Annotated in this window: 19 protein-coding genes, 1 tRNA gene, 3 pseudogenes and 1 riboswitch; of the genes and pseudogenes, 13 read left to right on the top strand and 10 right to left on the bottom strand. The window is 58.8% G+C overall.

Annotated elements, in window-relative coordinates; genetic code table 11:
* Positions 1-55 precede the first annotated feature (55 nt).
* The 5 genes and pseudogenes from metA to DXA70_RS10925 form a co-directional block, all read right to left on the bottom strand.
* A complete protein-coding gene (gene metA / locus DXA70_RS10945) occupies positions 56-991 on the bottom strand; it encodes a homoserine O-succinyltransferase (RefSeq protein WP_022256424.1) in 936 nt (311 codons plus the stop codon).
* A gap of 23 nt (positions 992-1,014) precedes the next feature.
* On the bottom strand, positions 1,015-2,289 hold the full coding sequence (locus DXA70_RS10940) for an O-acetylhomoserine aminocarboxypropyltransferase/cysteine synthase family protein (protein WP_128118488.1): 1,275 nt from the start codon (positions 2,287-2,289) through the stop codon (positions 1,015-1,017).
* Between the two features lie 462 nt (positions 2,290-2,751).
* Positions 2,752-3,407 (bottom strand): annotated as a pseudogene (locus DXA70_RS10935) (methionine ABC transporter permease).
* Positions 3,404-4,417 carry an ATP-binding cassette domain-containing protein gene (locus DXA70_RS10930; RefSeq protein ID WP_128118487.1) on the bottom strand — a complete coding sequence of 338 codons (1,014 nt, stop codon included), beginning with the start codon at positions 4,415-4,417 and terminating at the stop codon, positions 3,404-3,406. Before DXA70_RS10930 ends, DXA70_RS10935 begins: the two are co-directional and overlap by 4 nt.
* A gap of 194 nt (positions 4,418-4,611) precedes the next feature.
* Positions 4,612-5,541, bottom strand: coding sequence for a MetQ/NlpA family ABC transporter substrate-binding protein (locus tag DXA70_RS10925; protein ID WP_128118486.1), 930 nt, complete (start codon positions 5,539-5,541; stop codon positions 4,612-4,614).
* Between the two features lie 580 nt (positions 5,542-6,121).
* Here DXA70_RS10925 and DXA70_RS10920 point away from each other — a divergent pair.
* The 5 genes and pseudogenes from DXA70_RS10920 to DXA70_RS10900 all read left to right on the top strand — a co-directional run bounded on the left by DXA70_RS10920 (position 6,122) and on the right by DXA70_RS10900 (position 10,053).
* A pseudogene (locus tag DXA70_RS10920) lies at positions 6,122-6,912 on the top strand (threonine/serine exporter family protein).
* Positions 6,909-7,361 (top strand): threonine/serine exporter family protein, encoded by a 453-nt coding sequence (locus DXA70_RS10915; RefSeq protein WP_128118485.1) that lies wholly within the window; start codon positions 6,909-6,911, stop codon positions 7,359-7,361. Before DXA70_RS10920 ends, DXA70_RS10915 begins: the two are co-directional and overlap by 4 nt.
* A gap of 214 nt (positions 7,362-7,575) precedes the next feature.
* A pseudogene (locus DXA70_RS10910) lies at positions 7,576-8,422 on the top strand (ABC transporter substrate-binding protein).
* Positions 8,423-8,534: 112 nt separating this feature from the next.
* Entirely contained in the window at positions 8,535-9,299 is a 765-nt protein-coding gene (locus tag DXA70_RS10905; protein WP_128118484.1) for an amino acid ABC transporter permease, read from the top strand.
* Positions 9,289-10,053 (top strand): amino acid ABC transporter ATP-binding protein, encoded by a 765-nt coding sequence (locus DXA70_RS10900; protein ID WP_022256433.1) that lies wholly within the window; start codon positions 9,289-9,291, stop codon positions 10,051-10,053. Before DXA70_RS10905 ends, DXA70_RS10900 begins: the two co-directional genes overlap by 11 nt.
* 57 nt (positions 10,054-10,110) lie before the next feature.
* Here the strand turns inward: DXA70_RS10900 and DXA70_RS10895 are convergent, their stop codons facing one another.
* From DXA70_RS10895 to DXA70_RS10885, 3 genes are read right to left on the bottom strand one after another with little or no spacing between them, the layout of a single operon-like run.
* Complete coding sequence (locus DXA70_RS10895; RefSeq protein WP_022256434.1) at positions 10,111-10,914, bottom strand: TPM domain-containing protein; 804 nt, start codon at positions 10,912-10,914, stop codon at positions 10,111-10,113.
* A gap of 17 nt (positions 10,915-10,931) precedes the next feature.
* Positions 10,932-12,005 carry a Trm112 family protein gene (locus tag DXA70_RS10890; protein WP_022256435.1) on the bottom strand — a complete coding sequence of 358 codons (1,074 nt, stop codon included), beginning with the start codon at positions 12,003-12,005 and terminating at the stop codon, positions 10,932-10,934.
* 13 nt (positions 12,006-12,018) lie between these two features.
* On the bottom strand, positions 12,019-13,311 hold the full coding sequence (locus DXA70_RS10885; protein ID WP_128118483.1) for an SPFH domain-containing protein: 1,293 nt from the start codon (positions 13,309-13,311) through the stop codon (positions 12,019-12,021).
* A gap of 132 nt (positions 13,312-13,443) precedes the next feature.
* Positions 13,444-13,551: riboswitch (TPP riboswitch) on the top strand.
* Positions 13,552-13,641: 90 nt separating this feature from the next.
* On the opposite strand from DXA70_RS10885, the gene thiW reads away from it, so the two are divergent.
* From thiW to DXA70_RS10855, 7 genes are all read left to right on the top strand, one after another.
* Positions 13,642-14,157, top strand: coding sequence for an energy coupling factor transporter S component ThiW (gene thiW, locus DXA70_RS10880; RefSeq protein WP_128118482.1), 516 nt, complete (start codon positions 13,642-13,644; stop codon positions 14,155-14,157).
* Between the two features lie 22 nt (positions 14,158-14,179).
* Positions 14,180-14,614 carry a thiamine phosphate synthase gene (gene thiE, locus DXA70_RS10875; RefSeq protein WP_347553554.1) on the top strand — a complete coding sequence of 145 codons (435 nt, stop codon included), beginning with the start codon at positions 14,180-14,182 and terminating at the stop codon, positions 14,612-14,614.
* Entirely contained in the window at positions 14,578-14,811 is a 234-nt protein-coding gene (locus tag DXA70_RS15530; protein ID WP_347553553.1) for a thiamine phosphate synthase, read from the top strand. Before thiE ends, DXA70_RS15530 begins: the two co-directional genes overlap by 37 nt.
* A 162-nt stretch (positions 14,812-14,973) precedes the next feature.
* The gene (gene thiD / locus DXA70_RS10870; RefSeq protein WP_128118481.1) at positions 14,974-15,804 is read left to right on the top strand and encodes a bifunctional hydroxymethylpyrimidine kinase/phosphomethylpyrimidine kinase; all 831 of its coding nucleotides are present in this window, start codon (positions 14,974-14,976) and stop codon (positions 15,802-15,804) included.
* 32 nt (positions 15,805-15,836) lie between these two features.
* Positions 15,837-17,147 (top strand): phosphomethylpyrimidine synthase ThiC, encoded by a 1,311-nt coding sequence (thiC, locus tag DXA70_RS10865; protein ID WP_128118480.1) that lies wholly within the window; start codon positions 15,837-15,839, stop codon positions 17,145-17,147.
* A 179-nt stretch (positions 17,148-17,326) separates the two neighbouring features.
* Positions 17,327-17,412: transfer RNA gene (locus tag DXA70_RS10860), tRNA-Tyr, on the top strand.
* A 152-nt stretch (positions 17,413-17,564) separates the two neighbouring features.
* The gene (locus DXA70_RS10855) at positions 17,565-17,816 is read left to right on the top strand and encodes a DUF6061 family protein (protein WP_128118479.1); all 252 of its coding nucleotides are present in this window, start codon (positions 17,565-17,567) and stop codon (positions 17,814-17,816) included.
* A gap of 97 nt (positions 17,817-17,913) precedes the next feature.
* Here DXA70_RS10855 and DXA70_RS10850 read toward each other — a convergent pair whose 3' ends face one another.
* Both DXA70_RS10850 and DXA70_RS10845 read right to left on the bottom strand, forming a co-directional pair.
* Positions 17,914-18,090, bottom strand: a complete 177-nt coding sequence (locus DXA70_RS10850; protein WP_242958659.1) for a hypothetical protein — start codon at positions 18,088-18,090, stop codon at positions 17,914-17,916.
* A gap of 17 nt (positions 18,091-18,107) precedes the next feature.
* The gene (locus tag DXA70_RS10845) at positions 18,108-19,373 is read right to left on the bottom strand and encodes a plasmid recombination protein (protein ID WP_128118478.1); all 1,266 of its coding nucleotides are present in this window, start codon (positions 19,371-19,373) and stop codon (positions 18,108-18,110) included.
* Between the two features lie 686 nt (positions 19,374-20,059).
* Between DXA70_RS10845 and DXA70_RS10835 the strand changes: the two genes are divergently transcribed.
* The gene (locus DXA70_RS10835) at positions 20,060-20,890 is read left to right on the top strand and encodes a helix-turn-helix transcriptional regulator (RefSeq protein WP_128118476.1); all 831 of its coding nucleotides are present in this window, start codon (positions 20,060-20,062) and stop codon (positions 20,888-20,890) included.
* Positions 20,891-20,900: the final 10 nt, after the last annotated feature.

The raw sequence follows: 20,900 nt of genomic DNA, 5'->3' as shown, positions 1-20,900 counted from the left end.
CTCCAAGAAAACCCTCTCCGCCTTTCATCGCGCAGGCAGAAAGGGTTTATTTTTCTTAGTCCTCGTGCTGGACGCGCTCGATGGTGCCCAGGTCATAGGGAGTGTTCTGATAGACATAATAGTTCAGCCAGTTCTCATACAGCAGGTGGGCGTGGGCACGCCAGCGGAAGAGGGGCGGCTGCTCCGGGTCGTCATTGGGGTAGTAGTTCTTGGGCACTGCAATGGGCAGGCCCTTGCCCACATCCCGCTTGTACTCGGCATCCAGCGTGTACTTATCGTACTCCGGGTGGCCGGTGACAAAGATCTGGCGGCCATTTTCGGTGCTCATGAGGAACGGGCCTGCCTCGTCGCTCTCGGCCAGGATGCGGAGGGCGCGGCAGTTGAGCACATCTTCCCGGCTGATGCCGGTATGGCGGCTGTGGGGGGCGTAGAACACCTCATCAAAGCCGCGGACCAGCGGGTTTGCCGGGCGGGTGACCTTGTGCTCAAACACGCCGAACATCTTTTCCGGCAGGATATGCTTGCGCACACCGTAGTGATAGTACAGGCCCGCCTGCGCACCCCAGCAGACATGGAGGGTAGAGTAGACGTTTGTCTCACTGAAATCCATGATCTCGCACAGCTCCGGCCAGTAATCCACCTGCTCAAAATCCATCGTCTCCACCGGGGCACCGGTGATGATCATGCCGTCGTAGCGGTTATTTTTGACCTCCTCAAAGGTCTTATAAAACGCCTCCAGATGGGCTGCAGAGACATGGGTGGCCGCATGGCTGGCCGTCTGCAGCAGGGTCATATGCACCTGCAGCGGGGTGTTGGCCAGCAGCCGGGCGATCTGGGTCTCGGTGGCGATCTTGGTGGGCATGAGGTTGAGGATCAGGATTTCCAGCGGTCGGATATGCTGGGAAGCGGCCCGCTCCCGGTGCATGACGAAGACATTTTCTTCATACAGGGCATCGTAAGCGGGGAGCGTTTTGGGGATGATGAGAGGCATAACGTCTTACTCCTTTTGAGAGATTAGATTTGATCCAGTGCCTGCGCAATATCAGCGATGAGGTCCTCGCTGGACTCCAGACCGCAGCTCATACGGACCAGCTCGGCGGGGACACCTGCGGCGCGCAGCTGCTCATCGTTCATCTGGCGGTGGGTACTGGACGCGGGATTCAGGCAGCAGGTGCGGGCATCGGCCACATGGGTCTCGATGGCAGCCAGCTTCAGGGCTTTCATAAAGGTGCTGGCAGCTTCGCGGCCGCCGGCCAGACCAAAGGACACCACGCCGCAGCTGCCATTCGGCAGGTACTTTTCAGCCAGTGCGTGGTAGGGGCTGCTTTCCAGCCCGCAGTAGTTGACATAAGCCACTTTGGGGTGGCTTTCGAGGAACTTCGCCACCGCCATGCCGTTTTCACAGTGGCGCTGCATCCGGACATGGAGGCTTTCCAGCCCCAGGTTGAGCATATAGGCGTTCATGGGGGACTGCATGGAGCCGAAATCCCGCATGAGCTGGGCCGTGGCCTTGGTGATAAAGGCCCCCTCCTTGCCAAACCGCTCGGCATAGGTGATGCCGTGGTAGCTCTCGTCCGGGGTGCACAGGCCGGGGAACTTCTCGGCGTGGGCCATCCAGTCAAACTTCCCGCTGTCCACAATGGCACCACCCAAAGCCGCGCCGTGGCCGTCCATGTACTTGGTTGTGGAGTGGGTGACGATATCAGCGCCCCACTCAAAGGGGCGGCAGTTGACCGGGGTGGGGAACGTGTTGTCCACGATGAGGGGCACGCCGTGGGCGTGGGCTGCCTTGGCGAACTTCTCGATGTCCAGCACGGTCAGGGCAGGGTTGGCAATGGTCTCGCCGAACACGACTTTGGTGTTGGGCCGGAACGCAGCCTCCAGCTCCTCCTCGGTGCAGAGCGGGTCCACGAACGTGGCCGTAATGCCCATCTTGGCCATAGTGACCGAGATGAGGTTGAACGTACCGCCGTAGATGGTGCTGGACGCCACGATATGGTCACCTGCCTCGCAGATGTTGAACAGGGCGAAGAAGTTGGCCGCCTGGCCGCTGGACGTCAGCATGGCAGCGGTGCCGCCCTCCAGCTCGCAGATCTTCTTGGCCACGAGGTCGCAGGTGGGGTTCTGCAGGCGGGAGTAGAAATAGCCGTTGGCCTCCAGGTCAAACAGCTTCCCCATATCCTCGCTGGTGGCATATTTAAAGGTAGTGGACTGGATAATGGGGACCTGGCGGGGCTCGCCGTTGCCGGGCGTATAGCCGCCCTGCACGCAGATGGTATCACGATTCATTGCAACATACTCCTTTACTGGGTTTGTCTGTATAGCACAATTCCCCGCAGGAGCACGAGCCTCCGGCGGGGAATTGAAACGTTAAATTGTTTTTCCCGCCCGAGGCGCTGCAATTAAACCTCTCCGTCACGCCTGACGGCGTGCCACCTCCCCTACAAAGGGGAGGCTTGGCGATACCGTGAAGTTTCGATGTAACTTCGCAAGATTCCGCAAAACGAAACCTCTTTGCCAAAGGCTCCCCTGACAGGACAGACTCCCTCCGGCCGGAGGGAGATGTCGCGTTAGCGACAGAGGGAGGATGGCTGTCGAGCGAATGCGAGACTGAGAGGTTTTGCCAGCAGAGGCTCCGAGCGGATGTGAAATGGAGAGGGTTTCTTTTAAATTCAACCTCTCACCGCTCCATCCCGCTCAGCGCGGGCATGTCGCGGAGCTCTCCTACAAAGGAGAGCCAAATATAGGAGATCACTTTCTCAGCCGCTTATCGCTCTTGGTGGCCCACAGGGTGCCCACGGTCTGGAACGCCTGCACCAGCAGCACCAGCAGGATGACACAGACGACCATGATGTTGGTCTGGTAACGGTAGTAGCCGTAGGACAGAGCGATCTTACCCAGGCCGCCGCCGCCAATGACGCCGGACATAGCCGAGTAACCCAGAATGGTGGTCAGCGCGGTGGTCATGCTGGAAATAAGGCCGGCAGGCACTCGGGGATCATGACCTTGGTGATGATCTGGAACGGGGTCGCGCCCATGCTCTGGGCCGCCTCCACCACACCCTCGTCCAGCTCGCGGAGACTGGTCTCCACCAGACGGGCCACGAACGGGAACGCCGCGACCACCAGCGGAACGATGGTGGCCTTGGTGCCCACGGTAGTGCCCACGAGGGCGCGGGTGAGCGGGAAGACGCAGATCATCAGGATCAGGAACGGGACGCTGCGCAGGATGTTGATGATGATGTTGAGAACATGCATCAGCCAGCCGGGCAGGGGCAGAACACCGTCCTTATCCCCGGCCACCAGCAGCACGCCCAGCGGCAGACCGATGACCAGCGAAAACGCCGTGGAGAGCACCGTTACATAGAACGTCTCCCAGATGGCAAAGCTATAATCCGCAATACTCATTCGCCAGTCACCTCCTCTACCGTGACACCGGGCTGGGCCCGCATATAGGCCGTTGCCTGTTTTGCCTGCTCGATCTCCCGCGGCAGCTTGAGCAGCATACTGCCGTAGCACTGGCCGCTCAGATCACGGGTATCCGCACTGAGCACGCTGACCAGAATCCCTTTTTCGGCTGCCAGGCTGGCCACAAGAGGCTTTGCCGTGGACGAGCCGTTGAACGTAACACGGACGACGTGATCGTCAGGCGCAAAGCTCGAAAGGTCGCGGGCCGCGCTGCCGCCGTTGGGGGCAACGAGGCGCTTGGCCGCGGCCGTCTTCGGGTTCGCAAAGATCTCCTTGACCTCTCCCTGTTCCACGACCACACCGCTGTCCAGAATGGCCACATGGTCGCAGATCTCTTCGACCACGCTCATCTGGTGGGTGATGACCACCACCGTGATGCCCAGCTTCTGGTTGATGTCCTTGATGAGCGTCAGGATCGAGTGGGTGGTGTTGGGGTCCAGCGCGCTGGTGGCCTCATCGCAGAGCAGCACTTTGGGGTTGGTTGCCAGTGCGCGGGCAATGGCAATGCGCTGCTTCTGGCCGCCGGAAAGCTGGGCCGGGTAGGCGTTGGCCTTATCGGGCAGGCCTACCATCTCCAGCAGTTCCCTGGCGCGCTTTTCCGCATCCGCCTTTTTTACCCCGGCCAGCTCCATAGGGAAGCAGATGTTCTTCAGGCAGCTGCGCTGCATCAGCAGGTTAAACTGCTGGAAGATCATCGTGATTTCCCGGCGGCGCTGGCGCAGCTCGGCGGGAGACAGCGTCTCCATGGCGGTGCCGTCAATGACGACGCTGCCCTCCGTGGGGCGTTCCAGCAGGTTGATGCAGCGCACCAGGGTGGATTTGCCCGCGCCGGACATGCCAATGATGCCATAAATGGCTCCATCCGGGATGGTCAGGTTGATGTCGTTCAGCGCGTTCACCGCGCCGTCTTTCATTTGGAAAGTCTTGGAAAGGTGTTTGATCTCGATCACGATGTTCTCCTTAATGGTTAATGCCCGTCCCCTGCCTCCCCTTTTTCAGGGGAGGTGGCATCGCGAAGCGATGACGGAGAGGTTTTATCCCAAAGCAAACCTCTCACCGCTCCATCCCGCTCAGTGCGGGCATGTCGCGGAGCTCTCCTGCAAAGGAGAGCCAAACAGAGGAATTTCTTGCAGGGCCGCAGCTTTTAGCCCTCGATGGGAGCCAGGCTGTCCTGCTTGCCGCCGTAGATGCCCATAGGCTCGACATGGATGCCGGCCACGGTGACCAGGTGGGTGCCTTTCTCCTCATTGAAGTTGTCCAGGTACGGCTGATGCTGGAAGTAGTTGGTATCGCACTGGCCATCCTCCACGATGGTATTGGGGATCACATAATCGTCATACTCCTGGATGTCCAGCGTGATGCCCTTGGCGGCCAGGATGTCCTTGCAGATCTCCAGCACTTCGCAGTGGGGAGCCGGGGTAGCCGCGCAGCTGACGGTCTCGCCGTTCAGTGCGTCGTAATCAATGGAAGAATCATAGCCGTCGGTGGGGTTCTCGACAACAGAGACGACAGCGCCCTTGTAGTTCTCATCCATGAAGTCCTTGACCTGCTGGCTCTGCAGAGCAGCCACCAGAGCCTTGATCTTGGGCTCGTTCTCGTTGCCCTCCTTGCAGACCAGCACGTTGACGTAAGCAGAAGTGCCGTCCTCCATGGCCAGGGCATCGGTCATGGGGTCCAGGCCAGCCGAGATGGCGTAGTTGGAGTTGATGACAGCGTAGTCCTCATCCTGCAGGACGTTGGGCACCTGAGCAGCCTCGACCTCATCAACGGTGACGTTCAGGGGGTTCTCCTCGATGTCGTTCTTGGTAGCGGTCAGGCCGGCGTCTGCCTTGAGCTTGAAGAAGCCATTCTTCTCCAGCAGGGTCAGGGCGCGGGCCTCGTTGGTGGTGTCGTTGGGGACGGCCACCTTGACCTTGTCCAGCTTGGCCACAGCGGAAGCAGCCTCAGAGGAGGCAGCGGTGCTGGCAGCAGCAGAGGAAGCGGTGGAGGTGGAAGAAGAACCACCACAGGCGGTCAGGGCAGCGGCAGCAGCGGCCACACCGGTAACTTTCAGAAAATCACGACGTGTAATCATAACAGTATCCCTCTCTATTCTTTGGATAAAATGAAAAAATGTTTGTTCTGCACGGCGCGGCACCATTCCGCACCCGTGCACCGGAAGCCAATAAAAAAGCCCCCGTCCTCACCGGGCATTCACCCTGCAAGGACGGGAGCCTGAAAACTTCCGTGGTACCACCTTGTTTTACCGCACCCTTACGGGACACGGCCTTGAAGCTGCGGCAGTGGGAGCTGAGCTCGGCTCACACGGCGTACAGCCGGACGCTTTAACGGGCGTACCCGTCGCAGGCTTAGCGCTCTTGTGCTTCGCCCACGCGGCTCCGAGACCATTTTCCGTTCCCTGTTTCCTGCCCTTTTCCACCGTCCGGGCTCTCTGGTAAGGCTCAATGCGAAAACCTACTCTTCTCTTCACAGCCATTTTCGTGATATTGCATTTATTGTAATCGCCTCAGCGCGATTTGTCAACAGGTGAAACGAAGTTTTTTAGTAGGAAATTACGGTTTTGGCGGTTCTTTTCACTTTCCTCTTGTGCGCCAGTTGCGGACATGATAAAATAGGGCGGTATCGTTTATCACTTTTCTATAAGGAGGCCCCCGATGAGCGAGAGGGTTCTTTATCCCGATGAGGAACAGCGCCACCGCATTATGGATTTTATTATGGCGGCAGGCCAGACGCTGCTGGAAAACGGCGCCGAGGTGTTCCGGGTGGAGCAGACCATGGAGATCATGGCCCGGAGCTTCCACCTGCGGGAGTTCCATGTTTATATTCTGACCAACGGTATCTTTGCCAGCGCAGGCACGGCTGAGATCAGCGAAGTGCGCAATGTGCCCGTCCGCACCACCCATCTGGGCCGGGTGGCGGCGGTGAACGAGCTTTCCCGCCAGATCGCCGCGGGGGGCCTCACGCTGGACGAGGCAGAGGCCCAGCTGGCCAGGGCCCAGCGCATCCCGTTCCCGAACGACCGGGTGCAGCTGGCGGCAGGGCTTTCCGGCGCGTTCTGTTTTGCCATGATCTTTGGCGGCACCTCCGGGCCGGGCTGGCGGCAGCCGTGGCGGGCCTTGCCGCCAGCAGCTACCTGCTGCTGTGTGAGCGGCTCAACCTGCCGGGCGGTTTCCGGAAGATCACCACGGCTTCCCTCATCACGCTGGTCTGCCTGCCGCTATGTCATCTGCTGGGCACCGAGGCCAGCCATGCCATCATCGGCACTTTGATGATCCTGACGCCCGGTATCGCCTTTACCATGGGCATCCGGGATTTTGTGCAGGGCGATTACCTCTCCGGCACCATCCGGATGATCGACGCCCTGCTGGTGGCCGCCTGCATCGCCATCGGCACCGGTTTTGTGCTGTTGTGCTATTCTCTGCTGACGGGGGTGAACATTGCATGAGTCTGCTGACCAATGCGACCATTGGCACGCTTGTGGCCCAGTTTTTCCTCGCAGCGGCGGGCACGTTGAGCTTTGCCATCCTGTTTGCCTGCCCCCGGCGGCTGCTGCCTTACTGCGCGCTGGTGGGCGGTGCGGGCTGGCTGGTGTACGAGCTGGCTGTCCTGCTGGGAGCCGACAGCACCACCGCTTCCCTGCTGGCCGTCATCCCGCTGACGCTGCTCACCCGGGTGCTGGCCATCCTGCTCAAAGCCCCGGTAACGGTCTTTCTGCTGCCGGGCATCTTCCCGCTGGTGCCGGGAGCCGGTATCTACTACACGGCCTATTATTTTATCCAGAGCAACAACGCGCTGGCCCTTTCCAATGGTATTTCCACTTTTAAAATCGCCGTCGCGCTGGCCACTGGCATCGCGCTGGTGCTGGGCATCCCCCTGCCTCACCGCAGGCGTTGAGCGCGTGTTTTCTCATTCATCCGCATATATACATTCATTTCCATCCCTTTTCTGCATAATTGTTTGCAAATCGGTTTCAATTTTACGGAATTTTTGCACAACGCTTGACTTTTGATTTTGTACAATCTATACTAAGTTCACTTCCCAAAGTTTCGATGAATCGCATCGTGTTGGGAGCTATAAGATTATACAATCAACAGAGGAGTGTTTGAATATGAAAAAGATTACTCGCCGCAGCTTTATGGCTGCCGCTGGTCTGACCGTTGCCGCTCTGGCTCTGACTGCCTGCGGTGGTTCCTCCAGCACTGCTTCTTCCGCTGCCGCGTCTTCCGTCGCTTCCAGCGCCGCCGCTTCTTCTGAGGCTGCTTCCGCTGCCGCCACCGAGCTGACCACCGTTGAGGCCGGCAAGCTGACCATGCTACCAACGCCGCATTCCCTCCGTACGAGATGACCACCGATGCCGGTGAGTTTGAGGGCATCGACATCGAGACCGCTCAGGCCATCGCTGACAAGCTGGGCCTGGAGCTGCAGATCGATGACATGGACTTTGACGCCGCGCTGCTGAGCGTGCAGCAGGGCAAGGCCGACATCGTCATGGCTGGCGTCACCGTGACCGACGAGCGCAAGGCTGTGATGGACTTCTCCGACGCTACGCTACCGGCATCCAGTCCATCATCGTGCCCGAGGGCTCTGACATTGCTTCCCCCGATGATCTGGCTGGCAAGAAGATCGGCACCCAGCGCGGCACCACCGGCTACATCTACTGCTCTGATGACTTCGGCGACGAGAACGTCGTGGCTTACGATGACGGTCTGACCGCTGTGCAGGCTCTGAACAACGGCCAGGTGGACGCTGTGGTCATCGACAACGCTCCCGCCAAGGAGTTCGTCGCCGCCAACCCCGGCCTGGTCATTCTGGACACCAGCTACGCTGAGGAAGATTACGCCATCGGCATGGCAAAGGGTTCCTCTCTGGAGGACGCTGTCAACGCTGTTCTGGAAGAGCTGAAAGCTGACGGCACCCTGCAGTCCATCGTGGACAAGTACATCACCGCTGAATAATCAGCTGCTGTACCACAAGAACCACGGGGAGGCGGTCCCTTTTGGGGCTCCTCCCCTTTTTTAGAAAAATAAGGTTACAAAAATCTGACAAAATCGGAAAGTGAGGATGCGAATGGCTGCTCAATACGAACTGCTCAAAGAGCTGCTCAACAGCGGTACCAAGCTCAACTTCGGGCAGGAGTTCTTTTTCAAGTTTTATCAAGCCTTTATCCTGAAAGACCGCTGGATGCAGTACATCCGGGGCGTAGGCACCACATTGCTGGTCACCGCCATGGCGCTGGCGCTGGGCATCGTGCTGGGCAGCCTGGTGGCTCTGGTGCGTGTGGCCCACGACCAGCAGCGCCCCAACCACCGCAACCCCGTGCTGGGCTTCTTCAATGCCATCTGCGAGGTGTACACCACCATCATCCGCGGCACGCCCATGATGGTGCAGCTGCTCATCATGAGCATGGTCATTTTTGCCAACAGCCGCAACTTTACCATGGTGGGCGCGCTGACGCTGGGCATCAACTCCGGCGCTTATGTCTCGGAGATCATCCGCGGCGGCCTGATGGCCGTGGATCCCGGCCAGATGGAAGCCGGCCGCAGCCTGGGCCTGAATTACATAACCACCATGGTGGTCATCATCATCCCGCAGGCCATCCGTGCCGTGCTGCCGGCCCTGGGCAATGAGTTCATCGTCCTGCTGAAAGATACCTCCCTGATCACGACCATCGGCGGCAAGGAGCTGCTGTATGCCGCGCAGGGCATTATGAACCGTACCTACGAAGCCATGTACCCGCTACTGGGCGTTGCATTGATCTATCTGCTCCTGGTCATGCTGTTCACCCGGCTGCTGGCAAAGTTTGAGAGGAGGCTGGCACAAAGTGACCGATAAAATTCTGGAAGTCCGCGGCCTGACCAAAACCTACGGCGGCGAGAAGCTCAAAGGCGACAAAAAGGCCACCCCCACGCTGGATGTCCTCAAGGGCATCGACATTGACATTTACCGCGGCGATGTGGTCTGCCTGATCGGCCCCTCCGGCTGCGGCAAATCCACGTTCCTGCGCTGCCTGAACCGGCTGGAGATCCCCACCGGCGGCAGCATCAAATTTGAGGGCGTGGAAGTGGACGAAGCCCACATTGACTCCGTGCGCCAGAAGATGGGCATGGTGTTCCAGCACTTCAACCTCTTCCCCCACCTGACCGTCAAGCAGAACCTCTGCCTGGCCCCGGAATTGCTCAAGCTCAAGAACAAGCAGGAGGCCTCCGCCCGTGCCGACGAGCTGCTGGCCCGCGTGGGCCTGTCCGATAAGGCCAATGTCTTCCCCAAGAGCCTTTCCGGCGGCCAGCAGCAGCGCATTGCCATTGCTCGTGCCCTGGCCATGGACCCGGACGTCATCCTGTTTGACGAGCCCACCTCCGCCCTGGACCCGGAGATGGTCGGCGAAGTGCTGGAGCTGATGAAAGAGCTGGCCCACACCGGCATCACCATGCTGGTGGTCACCCACGAGATGGGTTTTGCGCGCGAAGTTTCCAACCGTGTCATCTTCATCGATAATGGCCGCATCCAGGAGGATGAACCCCCGCAGGAGCTGTTCTCCAACCCCAAGCACCCGAGACTGAAAGCATTTTTGTCCAGGATGTTGTAACAAGCTAAAAAAATACTCCGTGCAAATGCACGGAGTATTTTTTTGCTCGTTTTTTCCTCAGAACGAACCACCCGACGAGCCGCCGAAGCCGTCGCTGTCGGTGGAGGAGCCACCGCCGGAAGATTTTTCTTCCTTGGGCGGGTCATAGACGCGGGTCTGCGTGGTGTGGGTGTAGACATCCCGCTTGACCCGGAGCTTGAGGCCTGGCATGTAATCGTCCGCTTCGGTCTTCTCCTTGGCCGTCTTCATCTGGTGGTAGAACACCAGGCAGACACCTGCCGCAATGGCCGCCGGGATCCCAATGACAAAGAGGAGGCCCTCGGCGCCCAGGTCGTTGTCCACATCAATGGGCTCGCCATGCTCGGCATAGTAGTCCAGCGTGTAATCTGCCATCTCGATGTAGGTGCGGGCCGCCCCGGCCCAGTCGCCGTCCGAGAGCTTGGGGACGATGTCGTCCTCCATCTGCTCAATGCGGTAATCGGTAAAGGCTGTGACACCGCCGCCATAGGTGATGGTGACATACTTGCGGGAACCCACCGCCAGCAGGAAGAGGATGCCGCTTTTGCCCTCACCGCTGCCAAGACCGTTGTTCACATAATAATTCTTGGCAAAATCCCGCTGGTTGGCATCGCCGATGTCGTTGACCACGAGGAAATAGACGTCGCAATCGTGGCCGCTGGAAGCCGCTTCCGCGCTCTGTTCCAGCTCGTTGTAGGTATCGGCATCAAACAGGCCCATCTCGTCCCGGACGAGGGGAGCCGCCGCCATACCGGGCAGAGCCAGCACCGCAAGCATCAGCAGAGCGGCCAGAAAAGCACAGCACTTTTTATAACAGTTTGTTTTACACATCCGATTTTTCATTTTGCGCTCACACCCCCTCAGCCGTACAGAAACAGTGCCAGAATGACCATGAGCGGCAGGCTGATGCCCGCAAACCAGGCAGCGACCCGCTTGGGGTCCACGGGCAGGTCGCCAATGAGCTTGCCGGTCTGGCCGTTCATTGCAAAAAGGAAGTCCTTGTCGTTCCAGCGGGTGTGGAGCATCCAGACCGGAAGCAGGGCGTAGTGCGCCTTGCGGATGTCGATGTTGATGTTTTCCGCCTTGGTGTGTACCTCAGAGTAGCCGTCAATGGTCTCCCGCAGGGCCGCACGGGTGGTGTTTTCCATCCGGCGGGTGGCCCGGGGCAGACACTTTTCCTCGTCCTCGTCGTAACGGTCGGCCAGGAAGCCGGGCAGGTACGCCGTGGAGAACGGCTGAATGGCGCTGTAATCAAAGGGCTCAATGGCATCCATGTGGGCATCCGGCATCTTGCTGGAGCCATCCACGGGCACCTTGATAAAGTCTGCCTCGCCCGCGCGGGCCACATTGTAGTGCTGGGTATTGGTGACGACGTAATCCCCCTCGCGGTGGCTCTCGGTCACTTCGCCCTCATAAGCGCCCCGGGCATCGGCAGTGGCGTCGTAGAGCCAGAACGGCACATACACGCCCTGGATCTCTTCGACGTGGTTCTGCTCTTTGAACGCCTTTGGCAAGAACTTTTTGCCCTTGTAGTATTTGTTCAGGTTCTGCACGGCTGCCTTGCGATCCAGCTTGAATGGGATGATGTACTCCGGCTTCAGCTTGCCGGAGAGCTGCCCGCCCAGCACCGTGGGGTTGCCGCAGTAAGGGCAGGTGGTGGCAGCGGTGGTACCGTCGCAGACCAGCTCGGCCCCGCAGGAAGAGCAGGTGCGGCTGGTGAGGCCGGCGGCTTCCTCCTCGCCCCAGACGGGGCCCTGGGGCCGCTGCCGGGCGGCGGTGTCAGAGGCTTTCTGCTTGTCTGCATAAAGGGCCTCCACCTCCTTGACCTCATAGGTGGAGCCGCAGTAATCACAGACCAGTTTGCCCGTGGCGCTGTCGAACCGCAGCGGGCCGGTACAGGCCGGGCACTGGTAATTGGTGGTTTCATTCGGCATGGTTCATGCCCCCTTACGCCCCAAAGGGCTTGCCGCATTCCGGGCAGAACTTGGGCAGCCGGGTGGGGTCGGCAGGCTTCCAGCCGCAGTTGGCGCACTGGGCCGCCGGGCGGGGTTTGCCGCACTCGGAGCAGAACTTGCCGCTGTTCTTGGTGCCGCAGCTGCACACCCAGACCGTGGGTGCCTCCGGCTTGGGAGCACCACAGGCCGTGCAGAATTTGCCCGTGTTGCCGCTCTGGCCGCAGGCACACTTCCAGCCCGCGGCGGGAGCCGGAGCGGGCTGTGCCGCCGCCTGCCGGGCCCCCATCTGGTAGAGCGTCTGAGCGTCAGCTCCGCCCGCAGCGGCAGCCGCGTTCACGCCCATAAAGGCCATGGCCGGGCCCGCGCTGGTATTGGCGGCAGCGGCCCGCATGGCGTCGCCCTGGGCACCCACAAGATGGGCAGCGCCCCGGGTGGGGTCCATGTAGGCGGCATCCCGCTGCATGGCCTTGAGCATGGCCTCGTCTTCCTCGCTGGCCTTGACGCCGGACACGCCGAGGGAGACGATCTCAATGCCGCGGAGGTTCTTCCACTTGGCGGAGAGCACCTCGTTGAGGGCGTCAGCCATTTCCATGGTATGGCCGGGCAGAGCCGAGTAGCGGATGCCCTGCTCGCTGATCTTGGCAAAAGCCGGCTGCAGGGCCGTCAGCAGCTCGGTCTTGAGCTGGCTGTCCAGCGTCTCACGGAGATAGGCGTTTTCCACATTGCCGCAGACATTGGTGTAAAACAGGATGGGGTTGGTGATGCGGTAGCTGTACTCGCCAAAGCACCGGATGCTGATGTCCATGTCGATGCCGGCCCGCTGGTCCACCACCCGGAACGGCACCGGGCTGGGGGTGCCGTATTTGTTGCCGGGCAGCTCCTTGGTGTTGATGTAGTAGATCCGCTGGTCGGTGGCTTCCTGGCCGCCAAAGGCAAAGCGCTTGCCCATCTCGGCAAAGATGTCATCAATATTCTTGGCCAGCCCGCCGCTGAGCAGGGAGGGCTGGGTACCGGTATTGTAGGTGTACTCACCGGGCTCGGCGCAGAGATCCACCACCTTGCCCTGCTCCACGATGAGGGCGCACTGGCCCTCAGCCACGGCCACGATGGAGCCATCGGTGATGATGTTCTCACTGCCATGGCGGTTGGCAGAGCGGCCGCTCTGCTTTTTCTCGCCTTTGACGGCCAGAACATCCGCCGGGAGAGCACTGCAGGTAAAGTATTCTTTCCACTGGTCGCCCATCACGCTGGAAGCGGCGCCCAATGCTGCTTTGACAAGACCCATAAGTCAAATCTCCTTTTTGCGCCTGCTTCTGATTTTTGCAGGCGTTTTTTTCAGTATAGCATACCGGACGGAAATTGTATAGCAAATCGACTCTTGCAATTTGGAGCCGACGGGTGTAGAATATGGGCGTCAACACAAATACAGGGGAGCTTGTAAAGCAGGCTGAGAGGAAGTACCTGAACTTCGACCCTTTAACCTGATGCGGATAATGCCGCCGTAGGAAGTCATAACGTCGAAGTGCATACTTTGAAGATATGGATTTTTACAGGAGACACCGTAACAGGCGTCTCCTGTTTTTGTTTTGCCGTATTTTGCAAAGGAGGCATCTTCATGAAAAATCTCTCAGTGAAAAAACTCGCTCTGGCGGGAATGTTCTGCGCGCTTGCCGTGGTGGGCAGCGTGTTCAGCTTTCCCATCTTTGGCAGCAAGTGCGCCCCGGTACAGCACATGGTCAACATCCTGTGCGCCGTGCTGCTGGGCCCTTACTACGGGGTGGGCGTGGCCTTTGTGGCCTCGCTGCTGCGCAATCTGCTGGGGCTGGGCAGCCTGATGGCATTCCCCGGCAGCATGTTTGGGGCTTTGCTCTGCGGGCTGACCTACCATAAGGCAAAACAGCTGCTCCCCACGCTGGTGGCGGAGGTGTTTGGCACCTCCATCCTGGGCGGGCTGTGCGCCTACCCGGTGGCCATCCTGCTCATGGGCAAGAGCGCCGGTGACATCGCGTTCTACGCCTACATCATCCCGTTCCTGGTCTCCACGGCCGGCGGTGCCGTCATTGCGGGCGTGCTGCTGTTCAGCCTGCAGCGTTCGGGCGCGCTGCGCTCCATGCAGGCCAGCCTGACCTGAATTTTGCCAAAGGAGCTGTGTTATGAACTGTACCGCTGAGATGCTGCGGCTTTATGCCGTGACAGACCGCGCCTGGGTCGGCAGACAGACCCTGCCCCAGCAGGTGGAAGCTGCCCTGAAAGGCGGAGCCACCTGCGTTCAGCTGCGGGAAAAGCACCTGGACGACGCCGATATGCTGGCCGAGGCAAAAACAATTTCCGCCCTCTGCAGAGCGTACCATGTCCCGTTCATCCTCAATGACAATGTCCCGCTGGCAAAGCTGTGCGGTGCGGACGGCGTGCATGTGGGGCAGGACGACCTGAGCGCCGCCGAGGCCCGCCGCCTGCTGGGCCCGGACAAGATCATCGGCGTGTCGGCCCACAATGTGGCGGAGGCCAAAAAGGCTTTTGCGGACGGGGCCGACTATCTGGCTGCGGGGCCATGTTTACCACCCACACCAAGACGGACACCAACGTGATCTCCCGTCAGGTGCTGGCGGATGTGTGCGCCAGTGTTCCCATCCCGGTGGTGGCCATCGGCGGCATCCACAGGGAGAACCTGCTCCAGCTTGCCGGCTGCGGAGAGGCCGGCATCGCCGTCATCAGTGCCATCTTTGCACAGCCGGATATCGAAGCCGCGTGCAGAGAGCTGCGCGAGATGGTCCGGAAACTGTAACTCCTTTCGTCATCGCCCGCGCGATGACACCTCCCTCAGGGAGGGAGGCAGAAAGGCCCCCTCTATGAGGGGGCTGCCGCCAAAGGCGGCTGGAGGAGTCCGCGGCAAATTGGGGGCACCACCTTTTGCCGCGCTATAAAATTCATGCAAAGGAGATTTTTCATGAAGACCGCATTATCCATCGCAGGAAGCGATTGCAGCGGAGGCGCCGGAATCCAGGCTGATCTCAAAACCATGACCCTGAACGGTGTGTTTGCCATGAGCGTCATCACCGCGCTGACGGCCCAGAACACCACCGGCGTTTCCGGCATCCTTGAAGTTTCCCCTGCTTTCCTCGCACAGCAGATCGACGCGGTGTTTACCGACATCCGCCCCGACGCCGTCAAGATCGGGATGGTATCTTCCGCCCCGCTCATTGCGACGATCGCCGAGCGGCTGCGTTTCTATCAGGCCCGGCACATCGTGGTGGACCCCGTCATGGTGGCCACCTCTGGCTCCCGCCTGATGGAAACGGACGCCGTCCGCTCCCTGCGGGAGCAGCTGTTCCCGCTGGCCGAGGTCATCACCCCCAACCGGCAGGAGGCCGAAGTGCTCTCCGGCCGTCCCATCCACAGCCGGGAAGAGATGCTGGCCGCCGCCCGCGCCATCGCGTTTGACTGCGATTGCTCCGTACTGCTCAAGGGCGGCCACAGCGACACCGACGCGGATGATCTACTGGTGGAGGCCGACGGCACCGAGACCTGGTTCGCGGGGAGGCGGATCGCAAACCCCAACACCCACGGTACCGGCTGCACCCTTTCCAGCGCCATTGCGGCGAACCTGGCCAAGGGGTATTCCCTGCCGCAGGCCATCGCGCGGGCCAAAGGCTACATCACCGCCGCCCTTTCCGCCGGGCTGGATCTGGGCGCTGGCTCCGGCCCGCTGGATCACACGCTGGGCGGCAAGGACATTTTTACATGGATGAACGGCGCACCGGACGCCATTCAGGAATAAATCGAGAGAGTTCAACTTGGAGGATTTATCGTATGCAGACTTACACCACACAGATGGACGCCGCCCGCAAGGGCATCGTGACCCCCGAAATGGAGGTCGTGGCCAAGAAAGAGTACCGCACTCCCGAAGAGATCCGGCAGTGGGTCTCGGAGGGCAAGGTGGCCATCCCCGCCAACAAGCACCACACCTGCCTCAACCCCGAGGGCGTGGGCAGCATGCTGCGCACCAAGATCAACGTCAACCTGGGCGTCTCCCGCGACTGCAAGGATTATAGCATCGAGATGCAGAAAGTGATGAGCGCCGTCAACATGGGTGCCGAGGCCATCATGGATCTTTCCAGCCATGGCAACACCCAGCCGTTCCGCCAGAAGTTGACCCACGAGTGCCCTGTCATGATCGGCACGGTGCCCGTGTATGACTCTGTCATCCACTACCAGCGCGACCTGGCCACCCTGACGGCACAGGATTTCATTGATGTGGTCCGCCTGCACGCAGAGGACGGCGTGGACTTTGTCACCCTGCACTGCGGCATCACCCGCAAGACCATTGACCAGATCCGCAAGCATAAGCGGAAGATGAACATTGTCAGCCGCGGCGGCTCCCTCGTGTTTGCCTGGATGTGCATGACCGGCAACGAGAACCCGTTCTACGAGCACTTTGACGAGATCCTTGACATCTGCGAAGAGCACGATGTGACCATCTCTCTGGGCGACGCCTGCCGCCCCGGCTGCCTGGCCGACGCCACCGATGTCTGCCAGATCGAAGAGCTGGTGCGTCTGGGCGAGCTGACCAAACGCGCCTGGGCCCACAATGTCCAGGTCATGGTGGAGGGCCCGGGCCATGTGCCTCTGAACCAGGTCGCCGCCAATATGGAGGTGCAGAAGAGCATCTGCATGGGCGCACCGTTCTACGTTCTTGGGCCGTTGGTGACCGACATTGCCCCCGGCTACGACCACATCACGGCAGCCATCGGCGGTGCCGTGGCTGCCGCCAGCGGTGCAGCGTTCCTGTGCTATGTCACTCCTGCAGAGCATCTGGCCCTGCCCAATGTGGATGACGTCAAGCAGGGCATCGTGGCGTCCAAAATTGCCGCCCACGCCGCCGACATCGCCAAGGGCATCCCCCATGCCCGCGACATCGACGACAAGATGGGCGACGCCCGCCGGGTGCTGGACTGGGACGCACAGTTTGCCTGCGCCATCGACCCCGAGACCGCCAAGGCCATCCGTGATGCCCGCCTGCCCGAAGACGACCACAGCGACACCTGCTCCATGTGCGGCAAGTTCTGCGCCGTCCGCAGCATGAACAAGGCACTGGCCGGCGAGTACATCGACATCCTGTAAGCCTGCCATTTCAACGCGCGTTTTTCTTCCTTTTCCCCGCCCGGCTTTTGCTCTGCCGGGCGGTTTTTATTTTCTCTGCAAAAAAGTACCGCGAAATTTGCAAAAAGCAGTTGACAAAACCAGCCGCCCATGCTAAAATAATTGAGTCATCCGGCTTGGCCGGGCACTCAAAAGAATATGGGCGTGTTCCCGAGTGGCCAATGGGGACAGACTGTAAATCTGCTGCTTTTCAGCTTCGGTGGTTCGAATCCACCCGCGCCCACCAAACAAGAAAAATCCGAACCTGTTTCCGATTGGAGAAGGGTTCGGATTTTTCGTTTTCTTTGGGTACAGCAATGAAGGTTCCCGTGGACGGTGCAAAACTCCGATACCTTGTCATAGACCGTAAGACAATCACAAGATTTGGAGGGTATGATTATGAAGTACGATGCAAGAGCCTGTAAGTTTAACATGGACACCGGGTGTGTGGAGCTGTTGCTCCGGGATGGGTGCAAGATCTCTATCGACTGCACCGGGGTCGAGGATGCACTGGATGTGACCATGGCGCAGCAGACGGAACTGGACTACCTAATCTATAACGACCCGCTGGCGTATGCAGCGCTGATTCTGAACGGTGAGCCAGAAGAATACCTGCGGAATGTGGCTGGGAACCACGGGCTAGAAGATTAAGGGCAAAAAATAAGAGGTGTGCCCAACTGGACACACCTCGGTAAGATACATCTATATAAGGCAGGGCGTTCCCTTTACTGGGAGCGTCCTGCTGTTTTTATGCGGCAACAGGCAAGGCTTGTAGTGCTTCCTGCTCTTTCAGCCACTTCTCATATTCACGCTGGCCTTCCTCGCTGTTGAAAAACTCAACCATGGAGGGATAAAAGCAACGTGCAAGGGTCTTGATTGCTTCATCCGGGTAGCCGGATTTGTTCGACTTCTTCTTTTTGTTCAAATGGTATCCTCCGAAAATCAAAGTTCCATATCCTGCCCACGCTTGCGGTTTCGCTGCGGCACATTTATGGTGCGCTCCTGCTTGGGGGCAAGAATCTTTTCCAGAAAGCCTCGCACCAGTTCGGGCGCACGGTGGAGAGCATCCAGATAGGGTTTCACGTCGTACCACAGGTCGTGGTACTTGTTGCTCCAACGAATGGCTTCCTTCTTGGCGGTGGAAAGTTCTTCTTTCAAGCGGCGGTTCTCCACATCCATCATATAGCCGTGGTCGGCCTGTTTTTTCAGCTTGGAGAATTCTTCTTCGGTCAGCGAGTAGTTACCGAGAAAGGTGCGCTTGCCGATATAATCCAGATCACGCGCATGAATGAGAGCTTCTTTCGTGAGCGTGGCCTTTTTCTGCACAGCGGCAAGTTCCTTCTCCTTTTTGGAGAGGGTCTGACTGGTTTTGGCAAGCGACTGCGCCTTTTGGTCGGCTTGAGCGGTCAGGGTGTCCAGCCGTTCCTGCTCCCGCTGGACTTTGAACTGGGTGACGGTCAGGTGTTCTTCGGTGCTGCCGCGCTCGCCGCGCTCTACATCGGTGTACCCGGCATTGTGCATATAGTTGAAGAAATCGTCTTGCAGGATGCTGTACGACTTCTTCAGGACTGGTTTGCCGTTCTTTTGCAGGACGGGCTCTCCAGCATCGTCCAGCAGGGGCTTGGATGCCCACTTCTTGCTCCGGCTGACCTGCATGACGGTCTCCTTGACTGTGCCGACCAGTGCCTTGTCCTTGCAGCGTTTCGACCACAGGATTTGCTTTTCCACGACAGGTACATAGACCACATGGAGATGGTAGTGGTAGACCTCCCGGCCTAATGCTTCGGTCATGGCGCGGTTGATCTCGTCGGCGTGCATGACTGCCGAGAGGATATACTGCTCACCACCCACGATCTGAACGGCTGCTTTGTAGGCATTCTCATAGAACTGCTTGGCGAACTCGTAGCCACCGTGATTGTCAAAATAGGCCGAGTTGACATCAAAGACAAGCTCGCAATAATGGGTGGCATCCGGCTTCAAGCCGCGCGTGGAGATGGTTCCGGCGGCTTCCAGTTGGGCGAACAGGTCAGTGTAGCTGGCGGTTGGCTTTTTGAAGTGGACGTTCCATGCAGCGCGCTGGGGGATAATATCGGGGTTCCGATAGCTGTCCTTTTCACGCTCATTGTGCTGCTGGGTGTTGCCAACGGCCTTGTCCGAAACGGCGAGATTTCGGACACTGGTGCGGTCAACGCCATCGTTTCTTGCCAAAGGGCATCCCTCCTTTCAAGGTTCATCGAGAGGTGACGGGGAACGAAGATGCACTTCTTCGGAAGTGTAATAACCCACTATAACACTTTCATCCCTATGGGCTGCAAAGTGTAGTGGGCTCTTCGAGGACTCTCCGAGGGGGAACGTCTCCTGCGGGAGAGCTACAATCAAGTTCGCACAATGCGAACTTGATTGCTCCGTACGCATCTGAAAAAATTGCGTACGGACTTCAAATAACCTGTACGGTTCGTACGACGTACGGAAATCCAAAATATAAACGATAGCACGTTTTAATCTGCTTCAATTTGCCGTACAGGTGCGTACAAGTACAGACCGTACAGGTTGTACGAACTTCTTCCGTAAAAAAATGCACTTTTTACGGACAGGGGTGGACAAGCGGCTCGATGCCCACGAATCCCCGCACCCTGCGGCCACCGGGCAGGGCGGTGTTATGCGTTGCACCAGAGTCCCTAGCGTGGGAACTCTGGTGTTTTTTTGCTTCCTGCCTGAATATACGGAAAATTTTGCAGGAAAGGCGAAAAAGCGGCAGAACTGCAACGGAAAAAGAAAAATGCCCTCACTGGTTGCAGGACTGCAACAGCAAGGGCAGAGAGAAAACCGTATATTGAACAAAACGGCAGAGCGTATTATAATGAGGAAAAAGCTCAAAAAGGAGGGCCGACCACATGGCACAGGAATATCTGCCCGCACCATCCAACATCCGTCTTGCGGACTTGATGAAAGAGCACAACATCAGCCAACCAGAACTTGCTAAGGAACTCGGCTGCTCCAAGAGCACCATCAACCGTTTTATCAGTGGCGCAAAAGGAACCCTGACCCATGAGCAGGTGCTGAAGATTGCAAGGCTGTTCAACGTGTCTACGGATTTTCTGCTGGGAGAAACCAACATCCCCGACCGCAAAAATTACGACATTGCCGAACTGGGCTTGTCCGTAGAAGCTGCAAAGAACCTCTACACAGGGCGTGTCAATACAGAGGTGGTCAATCTGCTGCTGGAAAATGCCCGCTTCGCAGAGCTTACTTACCGCATAGCGCAGTATTTTGATGATACCTTTGCGTCCGGTATTGCGGCACAGAATGCCATGCTCACGACATTGAGCACCCTGCTGCGCACAAAGGTCAAGACCCCGGAAGCAGCCAAAGCCGCAAAGGACATCAGCCTTCGGAGAAAGCCAGTATACCAAGGTGATCTTGATGATATCGAGATGTACTTCATGGCGGCGGTCAAGGAAATCAAAAAAGGCATCGGGAGCCATTACGCCGAACAGGAAGCCATGAGCAAGAAAGCGGCCGAGAAGATGTTCACCGAATTGACCAAAGGGCAGGATGTGCAGCACCCAACGATCACGGCAGAGCAGTTGACGGATGCAATGTTGGACAGCGTTTCGGGCATGAAAGGAGCTACGCCGGAAGCACTGGAACAGCTGCGGAACGGTCTGCTGGGAATCTTGCAGTCTGCCGCAGAGCAGGAAAACGCCCATGAAGCAGACGAATGAACGGCTTTGT

This window comes from Faecalibacterium sp. OF04-11AC, assembly GCF_003460645.1.
GTDB lineage: Bacteria > Bacillota > Clostridia > Oscillospirales > Ruminococcaceae > Faecalibacterium > Faecalibacterium prausnitzii_I.
This window is presented reverse-complemented; position numbering and strand designations above follow the sequence as displayed.

Excerpts from the sequence above, each read along its gene's own strand:
- thiC (WP_128118480.1), top strand. The coding sequence starts at position 15,837 with ATGCAGACTTACACCACACAGATGGACGCCGCCCGCAAGGGCATCGTG.
- thiW (WP_128118482.1), top strand. The coding sequence starts at position 13,642 with ATGAAAAATCTCTCAGTGAAAAAACTCGCTCTGGCGGGAATGTTCTGC.
- DXA70_RS10940 (WP_128118488.1), bottom strand. The coding sequence starts at position 2,289 with ATGAATCGTGATACCATCTGCGTGCAGGGCGGCTATACGCCCGGCAAC.
- metA (WP_022256424.1), bottom strand. The coding sequence starts at position 991 with ATGCCTCTCATCATCCCCAAAACGCTCCCCGCTTACGATGCCCTGTAT.
- DXA70_RS10885 (WP_128118483.1), bottom strand. The coding sequence starts at position 13,311 with ATGGGTCTTGTCAAAGCAGCATTGGGCGCCGCTTCCAGCGTGATGGGC.
- DXA70_RS10905 (WP_128118484.1), top strand. The coding sequence starts at position 8,535 with ATGGCTGCTCAATACGAACTGCTCAAAGAGCTGCTCAACAGCGGTACC.
- thiD (WP_128118481.1), top strand. The coding sequence starts at position 14,974 with ATGAAGACCGCATTATCCATCGCAGGAAGCGATTGCAGCGGAGGCGCC.
- DXA70_RS10915 (WP_128118485.1), top strand. The coding sequence starts at position 6,909 with ATGAGTCTGCTGACCAATGCGACCATTGGCACGCTTGTGGCCCAGTTT.
- DXA70_RS15530 (WP_347553553.1), top strand. The coding sequence starts at position 14,578 with ATGTTTACCACCCACACCAAGACGGACACCAACGTGATCTCCCGTCAG.
- DXA70_RS10855 (WP_128118479.1), top strand. The coding sequence starts at position 17,565 with ATGAAGTACGATGCAAGAGCCTGTAAGTTTAACATGGACACCGGGTGT.
- thiE (WP_347553554.1), top strand. The coding sequence starts at position 14,180 with ATGAACTGTACCGCTGAGATGCTGCGGCTTTATGCCGTGACAGACCGC.
- DXA70_RS10895 (WP_022256434.1), bottom strand. The coding sequence starts at position 10,914 with ATGAAAAATCGGATGTGTAAAACAAACTGTTATAAAAAGTGCTGTGCT.
- DXA70_RS10890 (WP_022256435.1), bottom strand. The coding sequence starts at position 12,005 with ATGCCGAATGAAACCACCAATTACCAGTGCCCGGCCTGTACCGGCCCG.
- DXA70_RS10925 (WP_128118486.1), bottom strand. The coding sequence starts at position 5,541 with ATGATTACACGTCGTGATTTTCTGAAAGTTACCGGTGTGGCCGCTGCT.
- DXA70_RS10835 (WP_128118476.1), top strand. The coding sequence starts at position 20,060 with ATGGCACAGGAATATCTGCCCGCACCATCCAACATCCGTCTTGCGGAC.